At 63.7% G+C, this 22923-nt stretch carries 18 protein-coding genes; 6 read left to right on the plus strand and 12 right to left on the minus strand.

Features of this window, described 5'->3' with window-relative positions; all coding sequences use genetic code 11:
• Positions 1 to 60: 60 nt before the first annotated feature.
• Positions 61 to 2208 (minus strand): adenosylcobalamin-dependent ribonucleoside-diphosphate reductase, encoded by a 2148-nt coding sequence (locus DyAD56_RS04350; protein ID WP_102301513.1) that lies wholly within the window; start codon positions 2206 to 2208, stop codon positions 61 to 63.
• A 347-nt stretch (positions 2209 to 2555) separates the two neighbouring features.
• Here DyAD56_RS04350 and DyAD56_RS04355 point away from each other — a divergent pair, with 347 nt between their 5' ends.
• From DyAD56_RS04355 to DyAD56_RS04370, 4 genes are all read left to right on the plus strand, one after another.
• On the plus strand, positions 2556 to 3926 hold the full coding sequence (locus DyAD56_RS04355; protein ID WP_199178877.1) for a Do family serine endopeptidase: 1371 nt from the start codon (positions 2556 to 2558) through the stop codon (positions 3924 to 3926).
• A 310-nt stretch (positions 3927 to 4236) separates the two neighbouring features.
• On the plus strand, positions 4237 to 5496 hold the full coding sequence (locus tag DyAD56_RS04360) for a substrate-binding domain-containing protein (protein WP_102301514.1): 1260 nt from the start codon (positions 4237 to 4239) through the stop codon (positions 5494 to 5496).
• 14 nt (positions 5497 to 5510) lie between these two features.
• Positions 5511 to 6203, plus strand: coding sequence for an HAD family hydrolase (locus DyAD56_RS04365; RefSeq protein WP_102301554.1), 693 nt, complete (start codon positions 5511 to 5513; stop codon positions 6201 to 6203).
• 573 nt (positions 6204 to 6776) lie between these two features.
• Positions 6777 to 8156 (plus strand): leucyl aminopeptidase family protein, encoded by a 1380-nt coding sequence (locus DyAD56_RS04370; protein ID WP_102301515.1) that lies wholly within the window; start codon positions 6777 to 6779, stop codon positions 8154 to 8156.
• A 55-nt stretch (positions 8157 to 8211) separates the two neighbouring features.
• Here DyAD56_RS04370 and DyAD56_RS04375 read toward each other — a convergent pair whose 3' ends face one another.
• Both DyAD56_RS04375 and DyAD56_RS04380 read right to left on the minus strand, forming a co-directional pair.
• A complete protein-coding gene (locus DyAD56_RS04375) occupies positions 8212 to 8646 on the minus strand; it encodes a hypothetical protein (protein WP_146010437.1) in 435 nt (144 codons plus the stop codon).
• A gap of 137 nt (positions 8647 to 8783) precedes the next feature.
• Entirely contained in the window at positions 8784 to 9389 is a 606-nt protein-coding gene (locus DyAD56_RS04380; protein ID WP_102301517.1) for a DUF4126 domain-containing protein, read from the minus strand.
• 174 nt (positions 9390 to 9563) lie between these two features.
• On the opposite strand from DyAD56_RS04380, the gene DyAD56_RS04385 reads away from it, so the two are divergent.
• Together DyAD56_RS04385 and DyAD56_RS04390 are read left to right on the plus strand one after the other, a co-directional pair.
• The gene (locus DyAD56_RS04385) at positions 9564 to 11303 is read left to right on the plus strand and encodes a M1 family metallopeptidase (protein ID WP_102301518.1); all 1740 of its coding nucleotides are present in this window, start codon (positions 9564 to 9566) and stop codon (positions 11301 to 11303) included.
• Positions 11304 to 11405: 102 nt separating this feature from the next.
• Positions 11406 to 11999: a class I SAM-dependent methyltransferase gene (locus DyAD56_RS04390; protein WP_102301555.1), complete on the plus strand. Its 594-nt coding sequence runs from the start codon at positions 11406 to 11408 to the stop codon at positions 11997 to 11999.
• 48 nt (positions 12000 to 12047) lie between these two features.
• Here DyAD56_RS04390 and DyAD56_RS04395 read toward each other — a convergent pair whose 3' ends face one another.
• The 9 genes from DyAD56_RS04395 to mrdA form a co-directional block, all read right to left on the minus strand.
• A complete protein-coding gene (locus tag DyAD56_RS04395) occupies positions 12048 to 14303 on the minus strand; it encodes a carboxy terminal-processing peptidase (RefSeq protein ID WP_102301519.1) in 2256 nt (751 codons plus the stop codon).
• 26 nt (positions 14304 to 14329) lie between these two features.
• Positions 14330 to 15328 carry a lipoyl synthase gene (lipA, locus tag DyAD56_RS04400; RefSeq protein ID WP_102301520.1) on the minus strand — a complete coding sequence of 333 codons (999 nt, stop codon included), beginning with the start codon at positions 15326 to 15328 and terminating at the stop codon, positions 14330 to 14332.
• A gap of 10 nt (positions 15329 to 15338) precedes the next feature.
• Positions 15339 to 16007 carry a lipoyl(octanoyl) transferase LipB gene (lipB, locus tag DyAD56_RS04405; protein ID WP_102301521.1) on the minus strand — a complete coding sequence of 223 codons (669 nt, stop codon included), beginning with the start codon at positions 16005 to 16007 and terminating at the stop codon, positions 15339 to 15341.
• 127 nt (positions 16008 to 16134) lie between these two features.
• Entirely contained in the window at positions 16135 to 16425 is a 291-nt protein-coding gene (locus DyAD56_RS04410; protein ID WP_102301522.1) for a DUF493 family protein, read from the minus strand.
• A gap of 12 nt (positions 16426 to 16437) precedes the next feature.
• Complete coding sequence (locus DyAD56_RS04415) at positions 16438 to 17670, minus strand: D-alanyl-D-alanine carboxypeptidase family protein (RefSeq protein ID WP_102301523.1); 1233 nt, start codon at positions 17668 to 17670, stop codon at positions 16438 to 16440.
• A 59-nt stretch (positions 17671 to 17729) separates the two neighbouring features.
• Positions 17730 to 18671: a septal ring lytic transglycosylase RlpA family protein gene (locus tag DyAD56_RS04420; RefSeq protein ID WP_102301524.1), complete on the minus strand. Its 942-nt coding sequence runs from the start codon at positions 18669 to 18671 to the stop codon at positions 17730 to 17732.
• Positions 18668 to 19681 (minus strand): lytic murein transglycosylase B, encoded by a 1014-nt coding sequence (gene mltB, locus DyAD56_RS04425; RefSeq protein ID WP_102301525.1) that lies wholly within the window; start codon positions 19679 to 19681, stop codon positions 18668 to 18670. The genes DyAD56_RS04420 and mltB overlap by 4 nt, the downstream gene beginning before the upstream one ends.
• A gap of 110 nt (positions 19682 to 19791) precedes the next feature.
• A complete protein-coding gene (gene rodA / locus DyAD56_RS04430; RefSeq protein ID WP_102301526.1) occupies positions 19792 to 20910 on the minus strand; it encodes a rod shape-determining protein RodA in 1119 nt (372 codons plus the stop codon).
• Positions 20907 to 22922 carry a penicillin-binding protein 2 gene (gene mrdA, locus DyAD56_RS04435; protein WP_102301527.1) on the minus strand — a complete coding sequence of 672 codons (2016 nt, stop codon included), beginning with the start codon at positions 22920 to 22922 and terminating at the stop codon, positions 20907 to 20909. The genes rodA and mrdA overlap by 4 nt, the downstream gene beginning before the upstream one ends.
• Position 22923: the final 1 nt, after the last annotated feature.

Genomic DNA, 22923 nt, shown 5'->3' on the forward strand with positions numbered 1-22923 from the left:
GATATTCGGTATTGCTCTTGGCAGTGGGTCGGTGTCTGCAGGCAGGCACCGGCGCATAGTTTAGAACTTTCCGTAATACCCTTCCTTCAAGGCATCGAACAAATTGGCGGCTGTGTGCATTTCGCCGTCGTACTCCACTTCTTCGTTGCCTTTCAGTTCGACAACACTACCGTCCTCCAATTCGAAGCGGTAGTGGGTGTTCTCAAGATCGGCTTCTTTGACGAGCACGCCCTGGAACGCAGCGGGGTTGAAGCGGAAGGTGGTGCATCCCTTCAAGCCTTGTTTATAGGCGTAGAAGTAGATGTCCTTGAAGTCTTCGTAGGGGTAGTCGGTGGGGACGTTCGCCGTCTTGGAGATGGACGAGTCGATCCACAACTGCGAGGCGGCCTGGATGTCGACGTGCTCTTTGGGCGAGATGTCGTCGGCGGCTACGAAGTAATCGGGCAGTTTGAACTTGGGGTCGTCGGTAAAGGGCACGGCTTCGGCGTTGATCAAGGCGCGGTAGGCCAGCAGCTCGTAGCTGTAGACCTCTACCTTTTCCTTGGTCTTGCGGCCTTCGCGGATCACGTTGCGCGAATAGTGATGGGCGAAGCTGGGCTCGATGCCGTTGCTGGCATTGTTGGCGAGCGACAGGGAGATGGTGCCGGTGGGCGCGATGGAGCTGTGGTGGGTGAAGCGCGCGCCGGTTTCGGCGAGCTGCTCGACCAGGTTGGGCGCCACGCTGGCTACGCGCTGCATGTAGCGGCTGTACTTGGCGTGGAGCACGCGACCGGGGATAGAATCACCCACTTTGTAGCCGTCGGCGACCATTTCCGGGCGCTTGCGCAGCATGTCGCCGGTGACGGTGTAGTCGCAGGCGAGCACGGGCGCCACGCCCTTTTCCTTGGCGAGTTCCAGCGCGACTTCCCAGCCGGCCACAGCCATGTCGCGGGAGACTTCTTCGGTGAAGGCGACGGACTCAGCGGAGCCGTAGCGCATCTTGAGCATGGTGATGGTGGAGCCGAGGCCCAGGAAGCCCATGCCGTGGCGGCGCTTGGAGAGGATCTCGTGGCGCTGCTGTTCCAGCGGCAGGCCGTTGATCTCCACCACGTTGTCGAGCATGCGGGTGAACACTTTGACTACTTCGCGGTATTCGTCCCAGTCGAAGCGGGCCTTGGGGCCGAAGGGATCGCGCACGAAGGTGGTCAGGTTCACCGAGCCCAGCAGGCAGGAGCCGTAGGGCGGCAGTGGCTGTTCGCCGCAGGGGTTGGTGGCGCGGATGTGTTCGCACCACCAGTTGTTGTTCATCTCGTTGACCTTGTCGATCAGGATGAAACCCGGCTCGGCAAAGTCATAGGTGGACACCATGATCATGTCCCACAGATGGCGCGCGCGGATGTGGCCGTAGATCTTGCAGGCCACCAGGCCGTCTTCGCGCTCCACGTAGTTTTCGTGGGTGGGCCACTCGCGCCACACGATGGTGGCGGGGTCGTTGAGGTCGACCTCGTCCTTTTCCTTGACGTGTACGGGGAATACCAGCGGCCAGTCGTGGTCGTGCTCCACCGCCTGCATGAAGCCCTCGGTGATGAGCAGGGACAGGTTGAACTGGCGCAGGCGGCCGTCTTCGCGCTTGGCGCGGATGAATTCCTTCACGTCGGGATGGCTGACGTCGAACGTGCCCATCTGCGCACCGCGGCGACCGCCAGCGGAGGAGACGGTGAAGCACATCTTGTCGTAGATATCCATGAAGGACAGCGGGCCGGAGGTGTACGCACCCGCACCCGACACGTACGCGCCGCGCGGACGCAACGTGGAGAACTCGTAGCCGATGCCGCAGCCGGCCTTCAGCGTGAGGCCCGCCTCGTGCACTTTCTCCAGGATGTTGTCCATGGAGTCCAGGATGGTGCCGGACACGGTGCAGTTGATGGTGGATGTCGCCGGCTTGTGTGCCAGCGCGCCTGCGTTGGAGGTGATGCGACCGGCGGGAATGGCACCGCGACGCAGCGCCCACAGGAAGCGTTCGTTCCAGTGTTCGCGCAGCTCGGGCGTGGCTTCCACCTCGGACAGTGCGCGGGCGACACGCTGGTAGGTTTCGTCGACGCTACCGTCGACCGGCGCGCCCGACTTAGCCTTCAGGCGGTACTTCTTGTCCCAGATGTCGTAGGACGCAGGCTGCAGCGGAATGGCGGCGGCATCGCGGTTTACGGCTGGTGCACGCATGGTGCTCATCGGCTTCCTGACCTCCCGGCATGGCCTCACGGCCCCGTGTTGGCGTTGTTCTACTCGGCAAAACCGCTCGCATCGGAGGACGAGGGACACGAACGCCCGCGCTTACGCCGATGCCCGCGTTCCCTGCCCGACCCGGTAACCCTCTCCCCCCGGGAGAGTCCCGTGACACCAGCTCTTGGGTGAACACCCTGCCTTGTCACACAAGATGTTGTGGTCGCGAACGAAGGTGAAAGTTACCCCTGCCCTTTGCCGAAGTAAAGTAATTTCGTCATGGCGGCGGCTGCGGAACCGGTGACGCCGCGATGAGTCGAACGACGATCGATTCCATTCGTGAAAAAGGAGCTTCCATGTCTGCCCGTTTCGTCCGCCGGTTGGCTGCCGCCGCATTTGTGCTGGTCGCCGCAACGCCCTTGGTCAGCCACGCGACTCTGCCGCCTACGATGGATGGGCAACCGCTACCGTCGCTGGCGCCGATGCTGGAGAAGGTGACGCCAGCGGTGGTGAACATTTCCACCAAGACGCGTGTGCAGGTGCGTGATCCGTTCTTTGACGATCCGGTGTTCCGCCAGTTTTTCGGCTTGCAGGGTTCGCCGCGTTCGCGCGTGGAGCAGAGCCTGGGCTCGGGCGTGATCGTGGACGCGGCCAAGGGTTACATCCTCACCAATAACCACGTGGTGGGCGGCGCGGACGACATCACGGTGACGCTGCAAGACGGCCGCGACTTCAAGGGCAAGCTGGTGGGCACCGACCCGGATACCGACGTGGCGGTGGTGAAGATCGAAGCGACGGGCTTGCAGGCGTTGCCGATGGCCGATTCCAGCACGCTGCGCGTGGGTGACTTTGTGGTGGCGGTGGGCGACCCGTTTGGGCTCGGGCAGACGGTGACGTCGGGCATCGTGTCGGCGCTGAGCCGCTCGGGCCTGGGCGGCACGGGCTTTCAGAATTTCATCCAGACGGATGCCTCGATCAACCCGGGCAACTCCGGCGGCGCGCTGGTGAACCTGCGCGGCGAGCTGGTGGGCATCAACACCATGATCCTGTCGCCGTCGGGCGGCAACGTGGGCATTGGCTTTGCCATCCCCACCAACCTCAGCGGCGAGGTGATGCAGCAGCTGATCACCAACGGCAAGGTGAACCGCGGCAACCTGGGCGTGGAAACGCAGGACATCACCCCGCGCATCGCCAAGGTGCTGGGGCTGAAGGACAACAACGGCGCCGTGGTGACGCGCGTTACCACGGGTTCGGCCGCCGACAGTGCGGACATCCAGATGGGTGACGTGATCATTGCCATCGACGGCAAGCCGGTGCGCAACGCACAGGACCTGCGCAACGCCGAAGGCCTGATGCCGATCGGCAGCGCGGTAAAGCTGACCGTGCAGCGCGGCGGGGCTACGCGTGAGGTCACCGCCAAGCTGGTGCCGGAGAAGCTTGCCACGGTGGACGGCGGCAAGCTGGATGCACGGCTGGCCGGCGTGACCTTCAGCGAGCTCTCGCAGAACCAGCGCGCGCAGGGTATTCGCGGCGTGGCCGTGGGTGCGGTGCGCGCAGGCAGCCGCGCAGCGCAGGGGGGCCTGCAGGCAAATGACATCGTGATTGGTGTCGGCAACCTGCGCGTGCCCGATCTGCGCACGCTGCAACAACTGGCTGGCGTGAACCCGCGCCAGTTGGTGCTGGTGGTGGCGAGTGACGATGGGGTGCGGTACGTGGAGATTCGTTGAGTGTGTGGCTCACCGCCTCCGCTTGGCGGGGGCGGTGAGCGGGGCATGATGCGAAGGGCAAAAGTGCCCCAGCCCGTCGCACCCAAACCTGCGACACTCGCCTTTCGGTGCGATATCCACTAACGGGGCGTGAACGCAACGGGCGATGCGTGGCCGGGGTCGCGCTTTTCCTCGATGCAACCGTATGAATACGCTTGCGGTTTGGCCGTCAGCTGGATGAAATAGCAGGGTTACATCTGCACGCGCGCCCGTTTTCCATACCAGGCGGCTCGCGAACGCCATCATCATTATCTCGGGGTTCTCCACCGCCATGTCACAACGCCTTTCCCGTTTGCTCATTGTTGCGCTGCTTTCCGCATGCGCAGCCTCCGGCGCACTCGCCGCCGGCAAGACCAGCAAGTCCACCAAGAAGCCCACCACTCCCCCGCCGCCGGCGCTGGTGTGGCGCGGTGACTACGCTACGGCGCGTGGCGTGGTGGACGACGTGGCCAAGGCATACGAGAAGAGCGGCAAGGGGCGTATCGAAGTCCAGCCGTTCAACACAGCCTCGGGCCTGGATGCCGTAGAGCATGGCCTGGCTGATATCGCCGGCAGCGCTCGCAGCAGCTCAAACGATGCGGAAAGCAATCTGCTGTTTACCCCGGTGGCGTTCGACGCGCTGGTGATGGTGACGCACCCGTCCAACAGCGTGCCCAACCTGACCGTGAAGCAGTTGCACGACATCTACCTGGGCAAGATCACCAACTGGCGTGACGTCGGCGGCAAGGACGCGCCCATCGACCTGTACGCCGTGGCCAGCCCGGGTGATGGCGTGGAATACAGCCTGCGCCGACTGGTGTTCGGCCGTGGCAGCCAGCCGGTCGCCGCGCCACGCCTTTACGTGAACACGGCCAAGCTGGAAGAAGCCGTGACGCTCGATCCGAACGCGCTGGGCGTGACCACGCTTTCTGGCGTGGTCAGCAATACCAAGGTGCGCATGATCAGCATCGATGGTGTGAGCCCGAGCCTCGCTACGGTTAGCGACGGCAGCTATCTGCTCTACACCCCGCTGTTCCTGGTGACCAACAAGGAAAGCCCGAAGGCCGCGCAGATTTCCGCCTTCATGGATTTCCTGCTGACCGATGAGGTGAAGGGCCTGGCACGTGCACACCACCTGGTGCCCTACGTCGATGCGCCGCAGCTCGCCCAGGGCGACAAGGCTCGCCGCGAGAAGCTGCTGGCCGAGAACGGCATCAAGACGGATGTGGTCGCCGACCCGGTGTTGACGGAAGCTCAGCGTCCGACCCTGCCGGGCGCTGCTGCCGGTGCCACTGCCGGAGCTGCCGACGCAGCCGCCGTCCCGACCGCCGATAAGGCGCCGGATGGCAAGTCGGCGCTGGCCGCCCGCAACGCTGAAAACACCGCTGCCAGCGGTGCTGCTGCTGGCTCGACCTACACGGTCGCCAAGGGTGACGCGCTGTCTACCATCGCCAAGAAGTATTCGGTGACGGTGGCGCAGCTGAAGGATTGGAACCACCTGCCGAGCGACAACGTGAAGGTAGGTCAGGTTCTGCAGGTGACCGGCAACTGATCTTGTTGTCCCACGTGCGCATACGCGCCCTTACGCTCGACCTGGACGACACGCTGTGGCCGGTACTGCCGGCCCTGGAGCGTGCGGACCGCGAGGTGGACGCGTACCTGCGCCAGCACTATCCCGACGTCGCGCGCGCATGGCCCATCCCGGCCATGCGCGCGCTGCGTGCCGAGGTCGCCGCCGAGCGCACCGACCTCGCCCATGACTTCACTGCGCAACGCCATATCACCATGCAGCGCGCGTTTACCGCGTGCGGCATCGACCAGGCGCCGCTAGAAGTGTTGTGGGAGATCTACTTTTCGGCGCGCAACAGCGTCGAACTCTACCCTGACAGCCTGCCCGCCCTGCAACGCATTGCCGAGCGCTGGCCGGTGGTCAGCCTTACCAACGGCAACGCCGACCTGGACCGCATCGGTATCCGCGAACACTTCGCGCACCATGTGAGCGCGCGCGATACCGGCACACCCAAGCCCGATGCGCGCATTTTCCTCGCCGCTGCTGCGCAGCTGGGCCTGGAGCCTTCCGACATCCTCCACGTGGGCGATGACCCAGAACTTGATGTGGTTGGCGCACGTGAAGCTGGAATGCGCACAGCGTGGATCAACCGCGCGAGGCATCCGTGGCCAGGTGCATTGGGTGCGGCACCGGATCTCGACTTGCGCGATATGAAAGCGCTGGTGGATTGGTTGGAGGCGCAGGGCTGAGGCTGCAATCGCGATAGCCCGGCTTTAAGCCCTCTCCGCCACGGCGCGTTGCGGTGTAGCCCCAGTGTGTAGGCGTTACGCCTGTCGCAATCCGGGCTCCGGAACCTACAGAGCTTCTATTCCACGCAATGCAGAGCGCCTCTGCGCATCACAAGCTGCGGTGTAGCCATACCGCCCATTAAGAAGATCGCCCGGTGCCGAATGCCTCAAGCTCCAAGGCTTGTGTTCAACACGGCACCAGGAGCTTTGAAGGCCATTTCTTTGGGTTACTTTTCTTTGGGCCAGCAAAGAAAAGTGACTCGGCCTCCGGCAGGAGGTCGAAACGCGCGCCGCGTAGGCGGCCAGATCGCGATAACGCGACAACCAAGCAATACAGAAGACCCTCGCCGGAATGGCGACCCAGATGAAGCGATATGGCGAGCACCCGCCCCTCACCCCAACCCTCTCCCCGGAGGGGAGAGGGAGTAGAGCGCGAAGCCGAGTCCTACCCTCGCCCCGGCCCCCAAAAGCGCGCATCATTAAGCATCACCACGCAGCCAACGCGGCCCATGCCCTTGCCGCGCAAGGAACTCCATGTCTTTCCTGATTGAACGCAAGGCCGGCGATCGCCACAGCATCGCCATCGAGACCACCGACGCCCAGCACCTCGCCGCCACCAAACGCCGCCTTACTGCCGCGCAGCGCCAATGGCTGACCGCGTCTGGCTTTGAAGCTGCACCGGGCACATTCGCCCTGTTGCCGGACGAAAGCGGCAAGCTGGTGCGCGTGCTGGTAGGCGTTGACGCTACCGATGCTGTGAGCGCTTTAGGTGCGCTGCCGCGCACGCTGCCGGAGGCCACTTATTACCTCGCCGACGAGGGCGTGCTGAAGGACAAGCTGCAGGCAACGCTGGGCTGGGCGCTCGGCGCATACGAGTTCACCCGCTATCGCAAGGCGCGTCGCGCGCCGGCGAAGTTGGCTATTGCCGCTAACGATCTCGCCACGCTGCAGCCACTGGTGGAAGCCACCACGCTGGTGCGCGATCTGGTTAACACGCCGACAGAAGACATGGGCCCCAAGCATCTCGCCGACGCGGTGAAGCAGTTGGGCAAGACGCACAAAGCGAAGGTGCGCGAGTGGGTGGGCGACGAGTTGCTCGACGCCAATTTCCCCACCATCCACGCCGTGGGCCGCGCCAGCCACCGCTCGCCGCGACTGGTAGAGCTGACCTGGGGCAAGAGCAGCGATCCGAAAATTGCGGTGGTCGGCAAGGGCGTGTGCTTCGACACCGGTGGTTTGGACCTGAAGCCGGCCGACGGCATGCGCTGGATGAAGAAGGACATGGGCGGCGCGGCGCATGCCATCGCGCTGGCCAGCCTGATCATGCAGGCAAAGCTGCCTGTGCGCCTGCAATTGCTGATTCCCGCCGTGGAGAACGCGGTGTCGGGCGCGGCGATGCGACCGGGTGAGGTGATCACCACGCGCGCCGGCATCACCGTGGAAGTAGACAACACCGACGCCGAAGGCCGCCTGGTGCTGTGCGACGCGCTGACGTATGCGAGCGAGCACAAGCCGGAATTGATCATCGATTTCGCCACGCTCACGGGCGCGGCGCGCATCGCGCTGGGTCCGGATCTGCCCGCGTTGTTCGCCAACAATGACGATGCCGCCGATCGCGTGATCGCCGCAGGTCGCTCGGTGAACGATCCGCTGTGGCGCCTGCCGCTGTGGCGTCCGTACCGCAAGATGCTGGAATCGTATCTGGCGGACATGGCGAACTCCGGTGCGTCACGCCACGCCGGCGCGATCACCGCGGCGCTGTATCTGGAGCGCTTTGTTCCGGAGACCACGCCGTGGCTGCATCTGGACACCTATGCGTGGAACGATATGGATCGACCGGGCAAGCCGCGTGGCGGCGAAGCGCTGGGCCTGCGCGCGTTCTTCGCGTTTTTGCAGCAGCGCTATAAGCGCTGATCTTCGATCAGAGGCACGGGCCGGCGTCGCTCAGCGGCGCTGGTCATGTATCCGGTTACGCCACTTTCTTTGACAGCTTGCGCGGCTTCTGCCCACTGTCGTTGCTCTTATAAGCGGATACACCAAGAAATTCGGCCAGTTCGACGGCGAAGGCTTCAGCCGCCCGGGTGTCGGCTTGATCGAGCCTGGCGAGCAAACGGCCATTGCCGTACTCGATAAACGTGCGATACCGCAGCTTGTATTTGTATTCCAACGACACCCGCTGCGGCTGCGCAAATGGCAACGACTGTTGCCATCGGGTGGCCCGACCGTCCTTCGCCACCACCAGGGGCGAACGCTCGATAATCCCTTTGATGGCACGATAGAACGCCATCACCGCGACCAATACAGCGAGCACGAGCAAGCCGAACCAATCGCCGGAGCCGGGAGCAGCGAGCGCCATGGCGGCGACCATCATGCTAGCGAGAGCCATCAACAGCAGGGCGGTCAACGCGTCCACCAATGACATCAGCCTCAGGCCGGGCGATGGGCGGACGATGAATGGCTCGGGCGAATCGGTAGGAGTCATGCGTCGTAATGTGCGCAACCGTGCGCCCATCGCGCAACATATTCGTACTGCATGACCCTCTATGTCCTGGTCGATTCTGCGTTTACGCCGCGCAACCGCCGCGCCAGCACACGTAGGCCCCGCAGGATTTTCGGCACCAGCCACAACAGGAAAAGCACGAAGATCGCCAGCAGCACGAGGAAGACGGCCGGGTGCTGCCACATCAAGTACATGCCGCCCAGCCACGAAATGTCTTCACCGATGCTGGCTCCCCAGTTGCTGAAGGGTTCCGGGGAGGTGTTGATCAAGGCCCGCCCGCCGGTCTTGGCCAGATGCGTGCCCGACGTCAGCGTGCCGCCCAGTAGTGCCGCCGCTAGCTGCGTGCCTGCACCGGCATCGCGGAACACGCCCCAGGCAAGCAAGGCACCGGCCGGCACGCGGATGAAGGTGTGCACGGCATCCCACACGCTGTCGAATGCGGGAACCTTGTCAGCCAGGAATTCGCCAAGGGACAGCACGCCTGCCGTCACCAGCACCCACGTGTCGGTCAGCATCTGTAGGCCGTCCGGCAGGTGCACATAACCCAGCCGCCCGAGCAGGCCGGCGATGAATACCGTGGCGTAAAGGCGAAAGCCGCTAGCCCAAGACAGGCCGCCAGCCAACGCGAGGTTTTGCAGCGTATCCATGAGCGGTCTCCGGCGACGACACACGAACGGCCCGACCAAGCATGCGCGCAGCGCGACCCATGCCACAACTGCATGATGGACGGGGCGCTGCCCCGCCCCACCATGACTTCCGGCGATGACGATACCGGGCATGGGGTGTCATCCTGACGGTTTGATCCAACCTGAGACCCACCGATGTCGACACCACGCCTGCTCTCGTTTGCCTTGTGCGCTGCGCTGGCCACCCTAGCCCATGCCGAGGATGCCAAGCCCGCGCCAGAACAGCCGCCGCTGACCGAACAGACGCAGCGCTCTGGCGGGCAGCTTCCGGTGGAGCAACAGCGCGTGAATTTCGATCATGCGGAACTGCATTTCAGCGTCGACCCGGCTCAGCAAAGCCTGGATGCCGAGGCGCGCCTGACCTTCACTGCGCGCGAGCCGGCGGATGTGTTGCTGCTGGATCTGGATCCACACTTCACCATTTCGGAGTTGAGCGTTGACGGCAAGGCGCTGTCGCAAGGTCAATGGAGCAATCCGGAAGGACGCTTGCGCATCACGCTGCCCAAGCCGCTGGCGAAGGGTGGAAAGGCCGTGGTCGAGATCCACTACGGCGGTAAGCCGCACGTCGCGAAGAAGGCACCGTGGGACGGCGGCTTTGTGTGGAGCCATACAGACGACGGACAACCGTGGATAGCCACGGCCGTGGAAGGCGAAGGCTGCGACCTGTTCTGGCCGTGCATCGATCACCCGCAGGGCAAGCCTGACCTGGTCGATACCTATGTCACCGTGCCGAAGTCGCTGGCCGCACCGGGCAACGGCGTGCTGGTGGACATCAAGGAGCACGGCGACACCCACACGTATCACTGGCGTGCGAAACACCCGACGACGTATGCCATCTCGATCAACATCGGTCCGTTCGAAGTACTAAAGGGCGACTACCGCAGCCGCTACGGCAATACGATCCCGATGCAGATGTGGTACCTGCGCGGCCATGAAACGCAGGCGAAGCAGTTGTTCAGCGAATTCCCGCGCATGCTCGATTTCTTCGAGCAGGAGATCGGTCCCTACCCGTTCGGCGACGAGAAGATGGGCGTGGTTGAAACGCCGCACCTGGGCATGGAACACCAGACCATCAACGCCTACGGCAACGGCTATCCCCGCAGCGAGTACGGTTTCGACTGGCTGTTGCAGCACGAGTTCTCGCATGAGTGGTTCGGCAACCAGGTGACCAATGCCGACTGGGACGACATGTGGCTGCACGAGAGCTTCGGCACCTATATGCAACCGCTGTACGGCCAGTACCTCTATGGCGACATGCCGTATTTCTCCATGTTGCAGAACGAACGCAGCATGGTGAAGAACGCTTTTCCCATCGTGGCGGGCCGCAGCCAGTTCGAGCATGAGGTGTACGACGCCGAGCACGGCCCGGCCAATGACATCTACTACAAAGGCTCGCTGATGCTGCACACACTGCGGCAGATGATCGGCGACCGGGCCTTCTTCGAAACCGTGCGCCGGCTGGTGTATGGCCGCCCGGACCCGAAGCCGGGCAACTTTGCGCCGCACTACGCCACTACGCGTGACTACATCGATATCGTGAATCAGGTCAGCGGCCGTGATCTCCACTGGTTCTTCGATGTCTACCTGTATGAAGCGGCGCTGCCGAAGCTGGTGACCCGCCAGGAGGGCAACACGCTGCACCTGCATTGGCAGGTGCCCCATGACAAGCCGTTTCCGATGCCGGTGGAAGTACAGGTGGGCGACAAGCTCGTCACGGTGCCGATGACGGGCGGCGACGCTTCGATTCCCGCGCCCACCGGAACGCTGGTGGTCATCGATCCGCACAGCAAGGTACTGCGTGACATGCCGCATTTCGCGGAGTACCAGCAGTGGAAGAAGGAACAGGCAGAGAAGAAGGCGAAGGCTGCGAAGTAACAGGTACTAGCACTACGCGTGCAGCGTGCGCCCAGCGCACCGCTGCACGCGGCGCAGCATACGTGGGACTACACTGGCCGCCCTTTCCGGTGGGATGTAGCCATGGATCGCACGACTATCGACACCTACACCCGTGCCGCCCAACAGTACGCCGGCGAGTGGGCCGGCCAGCCGCCACCGGATGATCTCTACGCCCTGCTTCTGCAGTATTTCCGACCCGGCGGGGTAACGGCGGATATCGGCTGCGGCTCGGGACGCGACGTGGCTTGGTTGAACGCCAAGGGCTTTCTTGCCACCGGTTATGACGCGTCAGAAGGCTTGCTGGCCGAGGCTGCCGCGCAGTACCCGTCTTACGCTTTTCAACATGCCGAGCTGCCCGAATTGGCGGGCGTTCCCCGTGGCGGCTTCGACAATGTGCTTTGCGAGACGGTGATCATGCACTTGTCGCCCGAGCAGGTGGGCGATGCGTGCCGCCATCTGGTGGACCTGCTCAAGCCGAATGGCGTGCTGTTTCTCAGCTGGCGCGTCACCGAGGGCAACAGTGCACGCGACGCAGCAGGCCGCCTGTATTCGGCGTTCGATGCCCAACGGGTGCGAACCGCCTTGGCAGACACCACGCTGGCACTCGACGAGGCAGCTACCAACCAGTCCTCGGGCAAGTCGGTGCATCGCATCGTGGCTATACGGCGGGCATAAAAAAAGGCGGCATACATGCCGCCTTTTTTATTTGCCTGAACCGGTGCGTCAGTGCGCCGCCGGTTCCTGCTGCGCCTTCTCAGGCGTCGCCGCTGCGGTGGTGGCACTGATGTTGGAGAACTTGCCGCCGTAGGGCAGTACTTCTGCCGCCAGCTTGGCGTCGCCCTTGATCAGGCCCACCGCGTCGAACAGGATGTGCGCGGTCTCGTCCAGCTGCGGATCAGCCGCCTTCTTGGCGTCCTTCTCCTGCTTCAGCTCGCTCTTGAGGCTGCGCTCGTTGGCGTTGAGGCCATCGTCCAGCGAGTCGTTGTCATCCACGTTCACGTCGCCGTCGATCGCCTTGTGGCGGGCGCGGAAGTCGGCCTGGATGGCGTCGAGATCCTTACGCTCGGTTTCGCGCTGGGCGAAGTTGAGCGAGATGGTGGTCTTGTCGCGCATCTTCCGGTACTGCGCCAGCTCGTCGAGCATCAGCTTCCACGCCGGCGACTTCACCGCGCGGGCATCATGCTTGGTCTGCAGCTGGCCGAGGTAGGCTTTCAGGTCGGCGACGGGCTTGTAATCGGCCGGCGCGATCTGCGTCCAGGGCAGCGCGTTGTCGTAGGTCGATTCGCCAAAATCCTTCTCGTCGCCATTCTTCGGGAACTGAATGTCCGGCGTCACGCCCTTCAGCTGAGTCGAGCCGCCGTTGATGCGGAAGAATTCCTGGATGGTCATCTTCAGCTCGCCAAACTGCGGCTTCTCGCTGTTGTTGCGGGTGAAGCGGTCCAGATCCACCAGGTTCTGCACGGTGCCCTTGCCGAAGGTCGGCTGGCCGATGATCAGACCGCGGCCATAGTCCTGGATGGCAGCCGCGAAGATCTCCGATGCGGAAGCCGAACCACGATTGACCAGCACGGCCATCGGACCGCTCCAGGACATGCCCGGGTCGTCATCGCCCTGCACCTGCACTTCGCCGCGCGCATCGCGTACCTGCACCACCGGACCCTGGTCGATGAACAGGCCGGTGAGTTCGTTGGCTTCGGCCAGCGAACCGCCGCCGTTGTTGCGCAGATCCATCACCACGCCTTCCACGCCCTCGGCCTTCAGCTCGCCGAGCAGTTTGGCGACGTCGCGGGTGGCGCTCTTGAAGTCTTTGTCGCCTTCGCGACGGGCGCCGAAGTCGGAGTAGAAGCTCGGCAGGTCAATCACGCCGATCTTGCGGGTGACGCCAGCGTCCTTGATCTCGATGACTTTCTTCTTGGCGGCCTGCTCTTCGATGCTCACCTTCTGGCGGACCAGGCTGATGAGCTGGTGCTTGCCGTCCACGCCGGTATCGGCCGGGAGAATCTCCAGGCGGACCGTCGTGTCCTTCTTGCCGCGGATGTGCTTGACCACGTCGTCGAGGCGCCAGCCGATGACATCGGTCATCGGGCCGCTGGTGCCCTCGCCGATCGCCACGATGCGGTCACCCACGTGCACCTTGCCCGACTTGGCAGCCGGACCAGCGGGCACGATCTCGCGGATCTGAGTGTATTCGTCGCGCGCCTGCAGCACCGCGCCGATGCCTTCCAGCGAGAGCTTCATGGAGATATCAAAGTTCTCCGCCGCGCGAGGACCGAGGTAATCGGTGTGCGGATCGGTGGACTCGGCGTACGAGTTCATGAAGGACTGGAACGCGTCTTCGCCGTCGAGCTGCTTCACACGGTCGATGTAGCCGGCGTAGCGCTTGTCCAGCGTTTTGCGGATTTCATCATCCGGCTGGCCGGCGAGCTTCAGGCGCAGCCAGTCGTTCATGGTGCGCTCGCGCCACAAGGTATCGAGCTCGGCCTGGTCCTTCGGCCAGTCCGCCTTCTTGCGGTCGTAGTTGTAGCTGTCCTGAGTGTTGAAGTCGAAGCCCTGCTTCAACAGGCCGCGCGCATACGTCATACGCTCGATCGCGCGCGTGATGTAGAGGTTGAACATCGAGAACGGACCGGACAGGTCCTGGTTCCAGATGGCATCGTCCATCTGCGTCTTCAGGGGCGCGAACTTGGCCAGGTCAGCCTGGGTGAAAAACACCTTCTCGCCGTCCAGGCTATCCAGGTACGCCTTGTAGATCTTCTGCGACATGGCGTCGTCAAGCGGCTTCGCGTCGTAGTGGAAACGCGTGAGGAAGCGCGCGGACAGCTGCGCCGCCTGCGCCTGCGTGACGGTGGGCTTGAGCGGCAGCGTGGAGAACTTGCGCGGCGCGTTGTCGCCGGCAAGGTCTGCAGCAGACTGCGCGTGGACACCGACGCCGGTAACGGCGAGGGCTAGCAACAGGGCAAGCGAGGGGCGCAGTTTCATAGAGTCTCGATGGCTAGCCAGTTCGGTTAAGCGTGCTCAGTGACGCCTGCAGCATGAGCCTGCAGGTCGGCGTGATAGGACGAACGCACCAGCGGGCCGGAAGCGACGTGATGGAAACCCATCGCTTCGCCGGCTTCGCGCAGGTATTCGAATTCTTCCGGGGTCCAGTAGCGGATCACCGGATGGTGATGCGGCGTGGGCTGCAGGTACTGGCCGATGGTGATCATGTCCACGTCGTGCGCGCGCAGGTCGCGCATCGTTTCCAGCACCTGCTCCATCGTCTCGCCCAGACCCAGCATGATGCCGGACTTGGTCGGCACCTCTGGATGCTGCGCCTTGAAGCGCTTGAGCAAATCCAGCGACCACTGGTAGTCGGCACCCGGGCGCACTTCGCGGTAGAGGTGCGGCACGGTTTCCAGGTTGTGATTGAACACGTCCGGCGGGAAATCCTTCAGCACTTCCAGCGCGCGCTCCATGCGGCCCTTGCCGCGGAAGTCGGGCGTGAGGATCTCGATCTTGATGTCCGGCGCCGCATGACGCGTGGCGCGGATGCACGCGGCGAAATGCTCAGCGCCACCGTCGCGCAGGTCGTCGCGGTCCACCGAGGTGATCACCACGTACTTGAGGCGCATGTCGCGGATGGTCTCGGCCAGTCGCGCCGGTTCCAGCGGATCGGGCGCGGCCGGGCGGCCGTGGGCCACGTCGCAGAACGAGCAGCGGCGGGTGCACACCTCACCCAGAATCATGAAGGTGGCAGTGCCCTTGCTGAAGCACTCGTGGATGTTCGGGCAGGAGGCTTCTTCGCACACCGTGACCAGCGAGTTCTCACGCAGGCGAGACTTCAGCTGCTGCACGGCATTGCCCTGCGGCAGGCGCACGCGGATCCAACTGGGCTTACGCAACGTGGGTACGTTGGTGTCGAAGCCCGCACGATTCAGCCCGATCTTGTCGTTGCCGAGCTGCTTGTCGACGGGAGCGCCGACAACGCTGATCGGAATGGCCTTGGAGGTGGAAATTTCGCTCATGTAGGCAGACTCAGACCGCTACGCGAGCGGGTAGTTCAGGGAGAATGGGAGGTGCAGCCTCGGCGACGAAATCGAACTGGCGGCAGAACTCCTCCACCAGGGCGTCTTCGACGTCCGACAGGCGCGACGGACCGCCCAAGTCTAACACTTGCGTGACCGCCAAGCCCTTGTAGCCACAGGGGTTGATGCGGTGATACGGCTCCAGATCCATGTCCACGTTGAAGGCCAGCCCGTGGAAGCTGCAGCCGCGACGGACCCGCAGGCCCAACGCCGCTACCTTGGCCCCCGCCACGTAGACGCCCGGAGCGCCCTCCAGGCGATCCGCGCCGATATTCCAATGACCCAGGGTGTCGATGATGGCCTGCTCGATCTTGTTGACCAGCTCGCGCACGCCAACGCCGGCGCGGCGCAGGTCAATCATCGGGTAGCCCACGATCTGCCCGGGCCCGTGGTAGGTCACCTGGCCACCGCGGTCCACATGGATTACCGGGATATCGCCCGGCGCCAGCACGTGCTCGGTCTTGCCGGCCTGGCCAAGGGTGAAAACGGGGTCGTGTTCGAGCAACCACAACTCGTCAGGCGTATCGGGCCCGCGGTTGTTGGTGAACTGGCTCATCGCCTCCCAGGTCGCCTCGTAGGGCTGGCGACCGAGACGACGAACTTTGAGCGGCAAGGACATGGGGAATGGCCTGGGAATAGAGCTGATTATTTGCGGTCGTGAGACCACCCTTGCAAGGGCTGGAAGTCATCACAGCCGGGCGGGCCCAGGGCCCGCCAGCGGCTGGAGCGCGAGGCGCCCGGTAGCGTTACAGGGTGTAGCGAATGTCCGGATCGGCGCGCAGCGAGCTGTGCGCCAGGTCGTATTGCTCGCGATTCTCGGCGCGGAAACTCACCGTCACTGAGATGAAGTTGCCTTCGCGCGAGTCGCGGTGCGATACCGTCTCGTGCAGCACGTGCAAGCCAATACTTTCCAGGATCTGCGGCACGCGGGTCTTCAGGTCCGCATTGGCATTGCCCATGGCGGTGATTTCAAACTCGCCGGGGAACTGGAAACCCTGCCCCTCTTTCTGGGCCTCGATGCTCTCGATATCACGCATCACGTCACCTCGTCACTTGGTCTCGTCGGGTTTCTTGTCGCTGTGGAACCACAGCATGATGCTGTCCCACAGGCGACCGAAGAAGCCGGCCTGCGGCGCGTCGGCAAGCGCGATCAGCGGCACATTCTGCACCGGCTGCCCGTCCAGCGTGAGGCGTAGCGTACCTACCTGCTGGCCCTTGGTGAACGGGGCGACCAGTGTGGCCGGAATGTCCAGCGTGGCCTTGAGCTTGTCGTAGTCGCCGCGCTTGACGGTAACCAGCACGTTGTCGGCCACGCCCAGCGGCAGCTGGTTGGACTGACCCTTCCACAGCTTCGGCGTCGCCAACGGCTTGTCGCCGTCATACAGCTTGTGCGTCTCATAGAAACGGAAACCGTAGCTCATCAACGCCATCGCCGCGTCGGCACGGCTCTTCTCGTTGGTCGAGCCCATCACGATGGCAATCATGCGCGAATCGCCCTGCTTGGCCGAGGCAGCCAGGCAGAAACCCGCGGCGGCGGTGTGGCCGGTCTTGATGCCGTCGACGGTCGGGTCGCGCCACAGCAGCAGGTTGCGGTTGTGCTGCTTGATGCCGTTCCACTCGAAGTCCTTGATTGCCGAGATGGCATAGTCTTCGGGGAAGTCGTGGATCAGCGCACGCGAGAGAATCGCGATGTCACGAGCCGTGCTGTAGTGGTTGGCAATCGGGTAACCCGATGCGTTCTGGAAATTCGAGTTGGTCATGCCCAACTGCTTGGCATAACCGTTCATCAGCCCGGTGAACGCCTGCTCCGAGCCGGCGGTATGTTCGGCCAGCGCAATGGCGGCATCGTTGCCGGACTGGATGATCAGGCCATACAGCAGGTCCTTCAGCGGCACCTGACTATTGAGCTTGAGGAAGCTGGTGGAACCGTCGGTGCCCGCACCGCCGCCGCGCCACGCGTTCTCGCTGATGTTGACCGGATCGGTCATGTGGACTTTGCCGTTGGCAACCTCGGCCGAGACCACGTAGTCGGTCATGATCTTGGTGATGGATGCCGGCTCGACGCGCAGATCCGGCTCCTTGGATGCCAGCACCTGACCCGTGGCGTAATCCATCAACACCCAGCTCTTGCCATCCACATCCGGCGGCGGCGGCACGGGTGCCTCCGGCGTCACTGGCCGCGGCACCGGAACGGGCTTGGGCGGCGTCTGCTGTGCGACAGCTGTGCCGACGACCAGGGCGGCCACAGCAAGCGAAGAGAGGGTACGGCGGATCAGGTTCATCGTTCAGTTCGGTCCAATGGCTATCGCGACGCCGGGGCGCCGCAAGAAAACTCAATACGTCAGTCTACCGCGACCTGCGGCCGGGGCAGCCCCATATTCTCGATGCGCGAGGTGACATCGTCGACCTGGTCGACGCCAGCGAGCGGCCCCACGCGCACGCGCTGGATGCTGCGGCCGTTGATTTGGGCATTCACCACCTGTACCGGCGCAAAATTGGCGGCGCGCAATTGCTGCGCCACCCGCTCGGCATTGGTGGCATCCGAGAATGCACCCACTTGCAGGTAAATTCCGGGCCCTGGGCTGGCAGGTTTGGGCGGAGGCGGTGGCGGCGGCAGGGTTTGTGCAGAAAGCGGCTGCGAGGGATCGATGGCGCGCACTTCCACCAGCCCCGTACCCTTGGGCCACACGCCGATGCGCACGGCGGCCGCGTAAGACAGGTCGATCACGCGGTTTTCGTGGAACGGCCCGCGATCGTTGATGCGCACGATCACGCTCTTGCCATTCTCCAGATTGGTCACGCGCGCATAGCTGGGGATGGGCAGCGTCTTGTGCGCGGCACTGAACTGGTACATGTCGTAGTCCTCGAGACTCGACGTCTTGTACCCGTGGAACTTGTTGCCGTAGAACGAGGCGATGCCGCGCTCCACGTAGCCGCTGGGTGAAGCCAGCACGTTGTAGGTTTGGCCGAGCACGGTATACGGCGACTTGTTGCCATAGAGCGCGCGCGGCTCCACTTTCGGCACGGGCTCAGGCAGTTTGGCGATGACTTCCGGCGGCGGGCCGGCGGGCACGCTGTCCGCATCGTCGCGATAGCGACTGCCCTGCGGGCGGCTGATATCGTCACTGACGCCGCCGCGAGACGAGGACGACGAACCGCTGCCGGACGAATAACCGCCCTGCGACGACGAACTGCCGCGACTCGTGGAGGGACGGGTCTTGCCGCCGCTGCAACCCGCCAGCAGCGCCATCAGCAGGAGTGGCAGCGCAAGCCGCCACCTCATTGCGTGGCATCCATCCCGTTCGCCCCTTCCGCAATCGCCTGTGCCAGTTGGTGCACGGCCAGCGCATACAATGGGCTGCGGTTGTAGGTGGTGATCACGTAGAAGTTCTGGAAGGTGAACCAGTATTCCGTGCCGCCCGCGCCCTGTAGCGACTGCAGACTGCTCGCCTGGGCCGGATTGAACGACTGCACAGGTGCATAACCCCACGCCTCGAGTTGCTCGAGCGGCCACTGCGGCTTGGAATCCTTGACGGCAATCGCACGTGCGGCGCCATCGGCCCGCGCCGGTGCCGCCACCGGGCCACCGTTCTGCCAGCCGTGCTTGGCAAAGTAATTGGCGATGCTGGCGAAGATGTCCGGCAGCGAGTTCTTCAGATCGATGTGACCATCGCCGTCCGCGTCCACGCCGAAGTCGCGGATGCTGGATGGCATGAACTGGCCCCAGCCTTGCGCGCCCGCATACGAACCCGTGAGTGTGTCGACCGGGCCGGCGAGGTGGTTGTCCGGGAGTTCCAGCAGCGTCTTGAGCTGCTCACGGAAGAACGTGGCGCGCGGCGGGTAGTACAAGCCCAGCGTCACCAGTGCATCAAGCACTTTGTACTTGCCAGTGACCTTGCCGTACGAGGTTTCCACGCCGACGATCGCCACGATGTACTCGGGCGCCACGCCGTACTGCTTGCCGATGCTTTCCAGCAGCGTGCGATGCTGGCGATAGAACGCAATGCCATCGTTGATGCGCTGCGGCGTAATGAAGATCGGCCGGTAATCCTTCCACGGCTTTGCTTCGGCCGGCCGGCTGATTGCATCGAGAATGCTTTGCTGCTTCTTCGCGCCATCCAGCAAGGCGTTAAGCGACGTCGTGCTCTTACCCGTGTCGCGGGCCACTTCACTGACCAGCTGATTCTGTCCGGGGTGGGTTTCTGCGAGGGCCGGCATGCATGCCGTGGCGAAAAGAAGGCCCAGCGTGGCAACAAGGCGACGAGTCGGGAGCGACGCGGGAATCGAGGGCATGAATGACTTCGCTGTCGGAAATGCTACGGGGCTAGCCTAGCATGCTGACGAGCGAAAACAGGTGGTTTTGCCTGTAATTTGCGCTTAACCGTACGCGACGGATGCCGCTGTTACTTGTGAATCTTGCGGTTGGCGTAGATCGACATCAGCACGCCGAAGCCGGTTAGCAGTGACACGGCGGAGGTGCCGCCATAGCTGATCAGTGGCATGGGTACGCCCACCACTGGCAGCATGCCCGCCACCATGCCGCCGTTGACGAACACGTAGACGAAGAAGCTCATGCCGATGGCGCCGGCCAGCAAGCGCGAATAGGTATCGCGTGCTTCCATGGCGATCCACAGGCAGCGGCCGATGATGAAGGCGTAGAGCAGCATTAGACAGGCCACGCCGACCAGTCCGAACTCTTCGGCAAACACGGCGAAAATGAAATCGGTGGTGTGCTCCGGCAGAAAGTCCAGGCGCGACTGCGTACCGTGTTGCCAGCCCTTGCCGAACAGGCCACCGGAACCGACAGCGATCTGCGACTGGATGATGTGCCAGCCATTGCCTAATGGATCCGATTCCGGATCCAGCAAGGTGCGTACGCGGTTGCGCTGGTACTCGTGCAGAAAGTGCCAGGCCACCGGGATCATGCCGCCCACCACGGCGAGCAAGCTGCCGATCTTCCACCAGCGCATACCGGACAGGAACAGCGCGAACGCGCCGGCTGCCGACACCAGCAACGCGGTACCGAGGTCAGGCTGCTCGGCAATGAGGCCGGCCGGAATACCGATGAGGATGCCGACGGCAATGATGTCCTTCCAGCTCGGTGGCAGCTGTCGGGGATGCAGGTACCACGCCACCATCATGGGCATGGTGAGCTTGAGCAGTTCCGACGGTTGGAACGACAGCACACCCAGGTCCAGCCAACGCTTGGAACCGCTGCGCACCTCGCCGATGGCCGCCACCACCAGCAGCAGGAAGACACTGCCCGCATACAGCCACGGCGTCCAGGTACGCAGCACCGACGGCGGAATGCGCGAGATCAGCAGCACCAGCACGCCGCCCATGGCGAAGCGTGCCGCCTGGCCACCGATCATCGGGATGTTGCCGCCGCTGGCGCTGTAGAGCGTCACCAGGCCCACGGTCGCCAACGTCATCAAGCCAAGGGCAAGCGGAATGTCGATGCGCGGCCGCTTGACCACGCGCTGTAGAAAGCGGACCAGACGTTCCTGGAGGGCGTCGATCATGGGTTCCCTCCGTCATCGTTCCCAGGCGTACTGGTGCTTTCGGCTGGCATGGCGGACATATCAGCCGGCGTGGCGACCGGGGTGTCCTCCGGTACTTCCGGAATATAGGGCGCGCTGGATGCCGGGCTGGGCGCGGCTTCGTTGTTCTTTGCTGGCACCGGGCCGCCGGTCGAGGCGATCCAGGCTTCCATGATCTTGCGCACGATGGGGCCTGCATCCTGAGCGCCCCACGCGCCCGCCTCCAGCATGGCGACCACGGCGATGCGCGGTGACTCGACCGGGGTGTACGCAATGAACCAGGCGCGGTGGCGCGTGGCCAGGTAGGAAGTGTTCTTGTTGGTGTCGTAATCGTTGCTGCGGCGGGAGAAGCGCTCTGCCGTGCCGCTCTTGCCCGCGACCAGATACGGGAAACCGGTGAACTGGCCTTTGGCCGTACCGCCGACTTCGTTGACCACGGCCAGCATGCCCTGATTCACCACATCCCAATCGTGCGGCTTGTGGATCAGCGACGGCCCTGTTGCTGGATTGGGTAGCGGCACCGGGCGCTCCTTCACCTGCTGAGTCGCCATGACCAGCCGGGGTGCGTATGGCGTGCCATGGCCTGCAAACGTCGCCGTGGCATGCGCGAGCTGCAACGCGGTGACGTTCCAATAACCCTGGCCGATACCTGCAATGACGGTTTCACCTTGAAACCACGGGTACTTGCTGCGGGTGGCCTTCCATTCGCGTGACGGCAAGATGCCTTCGGACTCGCCCAGCAAATCGATGCCAGTCTTCTTGCCGAAACCCAGGCTTCCCATCCAGCCGGCAAGGCGATCAATGCCCATGTCCAACGCAAGCCTGTAGAAGTACGTATTGGTGGAAAGCTGGATGGCCCGCACCATGTTCACGGTGCCATTGCCGCCACGCGTGTCATCGCGATAGCAACGCTGCTGACCGGGAATGCAAAACTCACCCGTCGATAGCACCGTGTCTTCAGGGCGGCGCAGGCCCAGTTCGAGGCCGCCCAGCGCAAGGAATGGCTTCACCGTGGAGCCAGGCGGATAGGCGCTCTTGAGCGCGCGATTGAGCAGCGGCGTGTCCTCGGCGGTCATGTAGCCGGTGTAGTCGGCCTTGCTGATACCGTTGACGAACAGGTTCGGGTCGTAGCTCGGCACGCTGACCATGGCCATCACCTGGCCATTGCGCGGATCGATCGCCACGGCCGAGCCCGGGCGCCCCTGGAACGCATCGGTCGCCGCCTTTTGCACGCGCGCGTCGATGCTCAGGTAGAGGTTCTTGCCCGGCGTGGGCGCATGGGTTTCCAGCACGCGCTGCACACGACCGTCGGCGTTCACCTCAACCAGCTCGTAGCCCGGCTCGCCGTGCAGCATGTCCTCGTACGAGCGCTCCAGGCCACTGCGACCGACGTGGCTGGTGCCCTTGTAGCGATCGGCGTCCAGGCGAGCCATGTCGTCCGCGTCGATACGGCCCACGTAGCCCACCACGTGCGCAAACAGCGCGCCGTATGGATAGCGCCGCGTGAGGTAAGGCACCACGTCCACACCAGGGAAACGCCAGCGGCTGATGGCGAAGCGGTCGATTTCGTCCTCGGTGAGGTGCAGCTTCAACGGCACGCTGTCGAAGCGGCGGTTCTGTTTGAGCTGCTTCTTGAACGCATCAATGTCGCCATCATCCAGCGGCACCACCTCGCGAATGGCGGCCAGCATGGCCGGCATATCCTTGATCTGCTCAGGCACCACTTCCAGACGGAAGGCTGGCACGTTGTCGGCCAGCAACACGCCGTTACGGTCGAAGATGAGACCACGCGCTGGCGGAATGGCGCGCGGCTTGACCCGGTTGTTTTCCGAGCGCAGCGCGAACTCGTCGTGACGTTGCACCTGCAGATAGTGGTAGCGCGCCACCAACACGCCCAGTCCCATCAGGATCAAGGCGAAGCCCACCAGGGCGCGCACGCGGAACAGCGTGGCTTCGCCACGCGTGTCCTTGATGGAGCGTCGCCGCAGTGCCATG

The organism is Dyella sp. AD56, from assembly GCF_002878475.1.
Lineage (GTDB): Bacteria > Pseudomonadota > Gammaproteobacteria > Xanthomonadales > Rhodanobacteraceae > Dyella.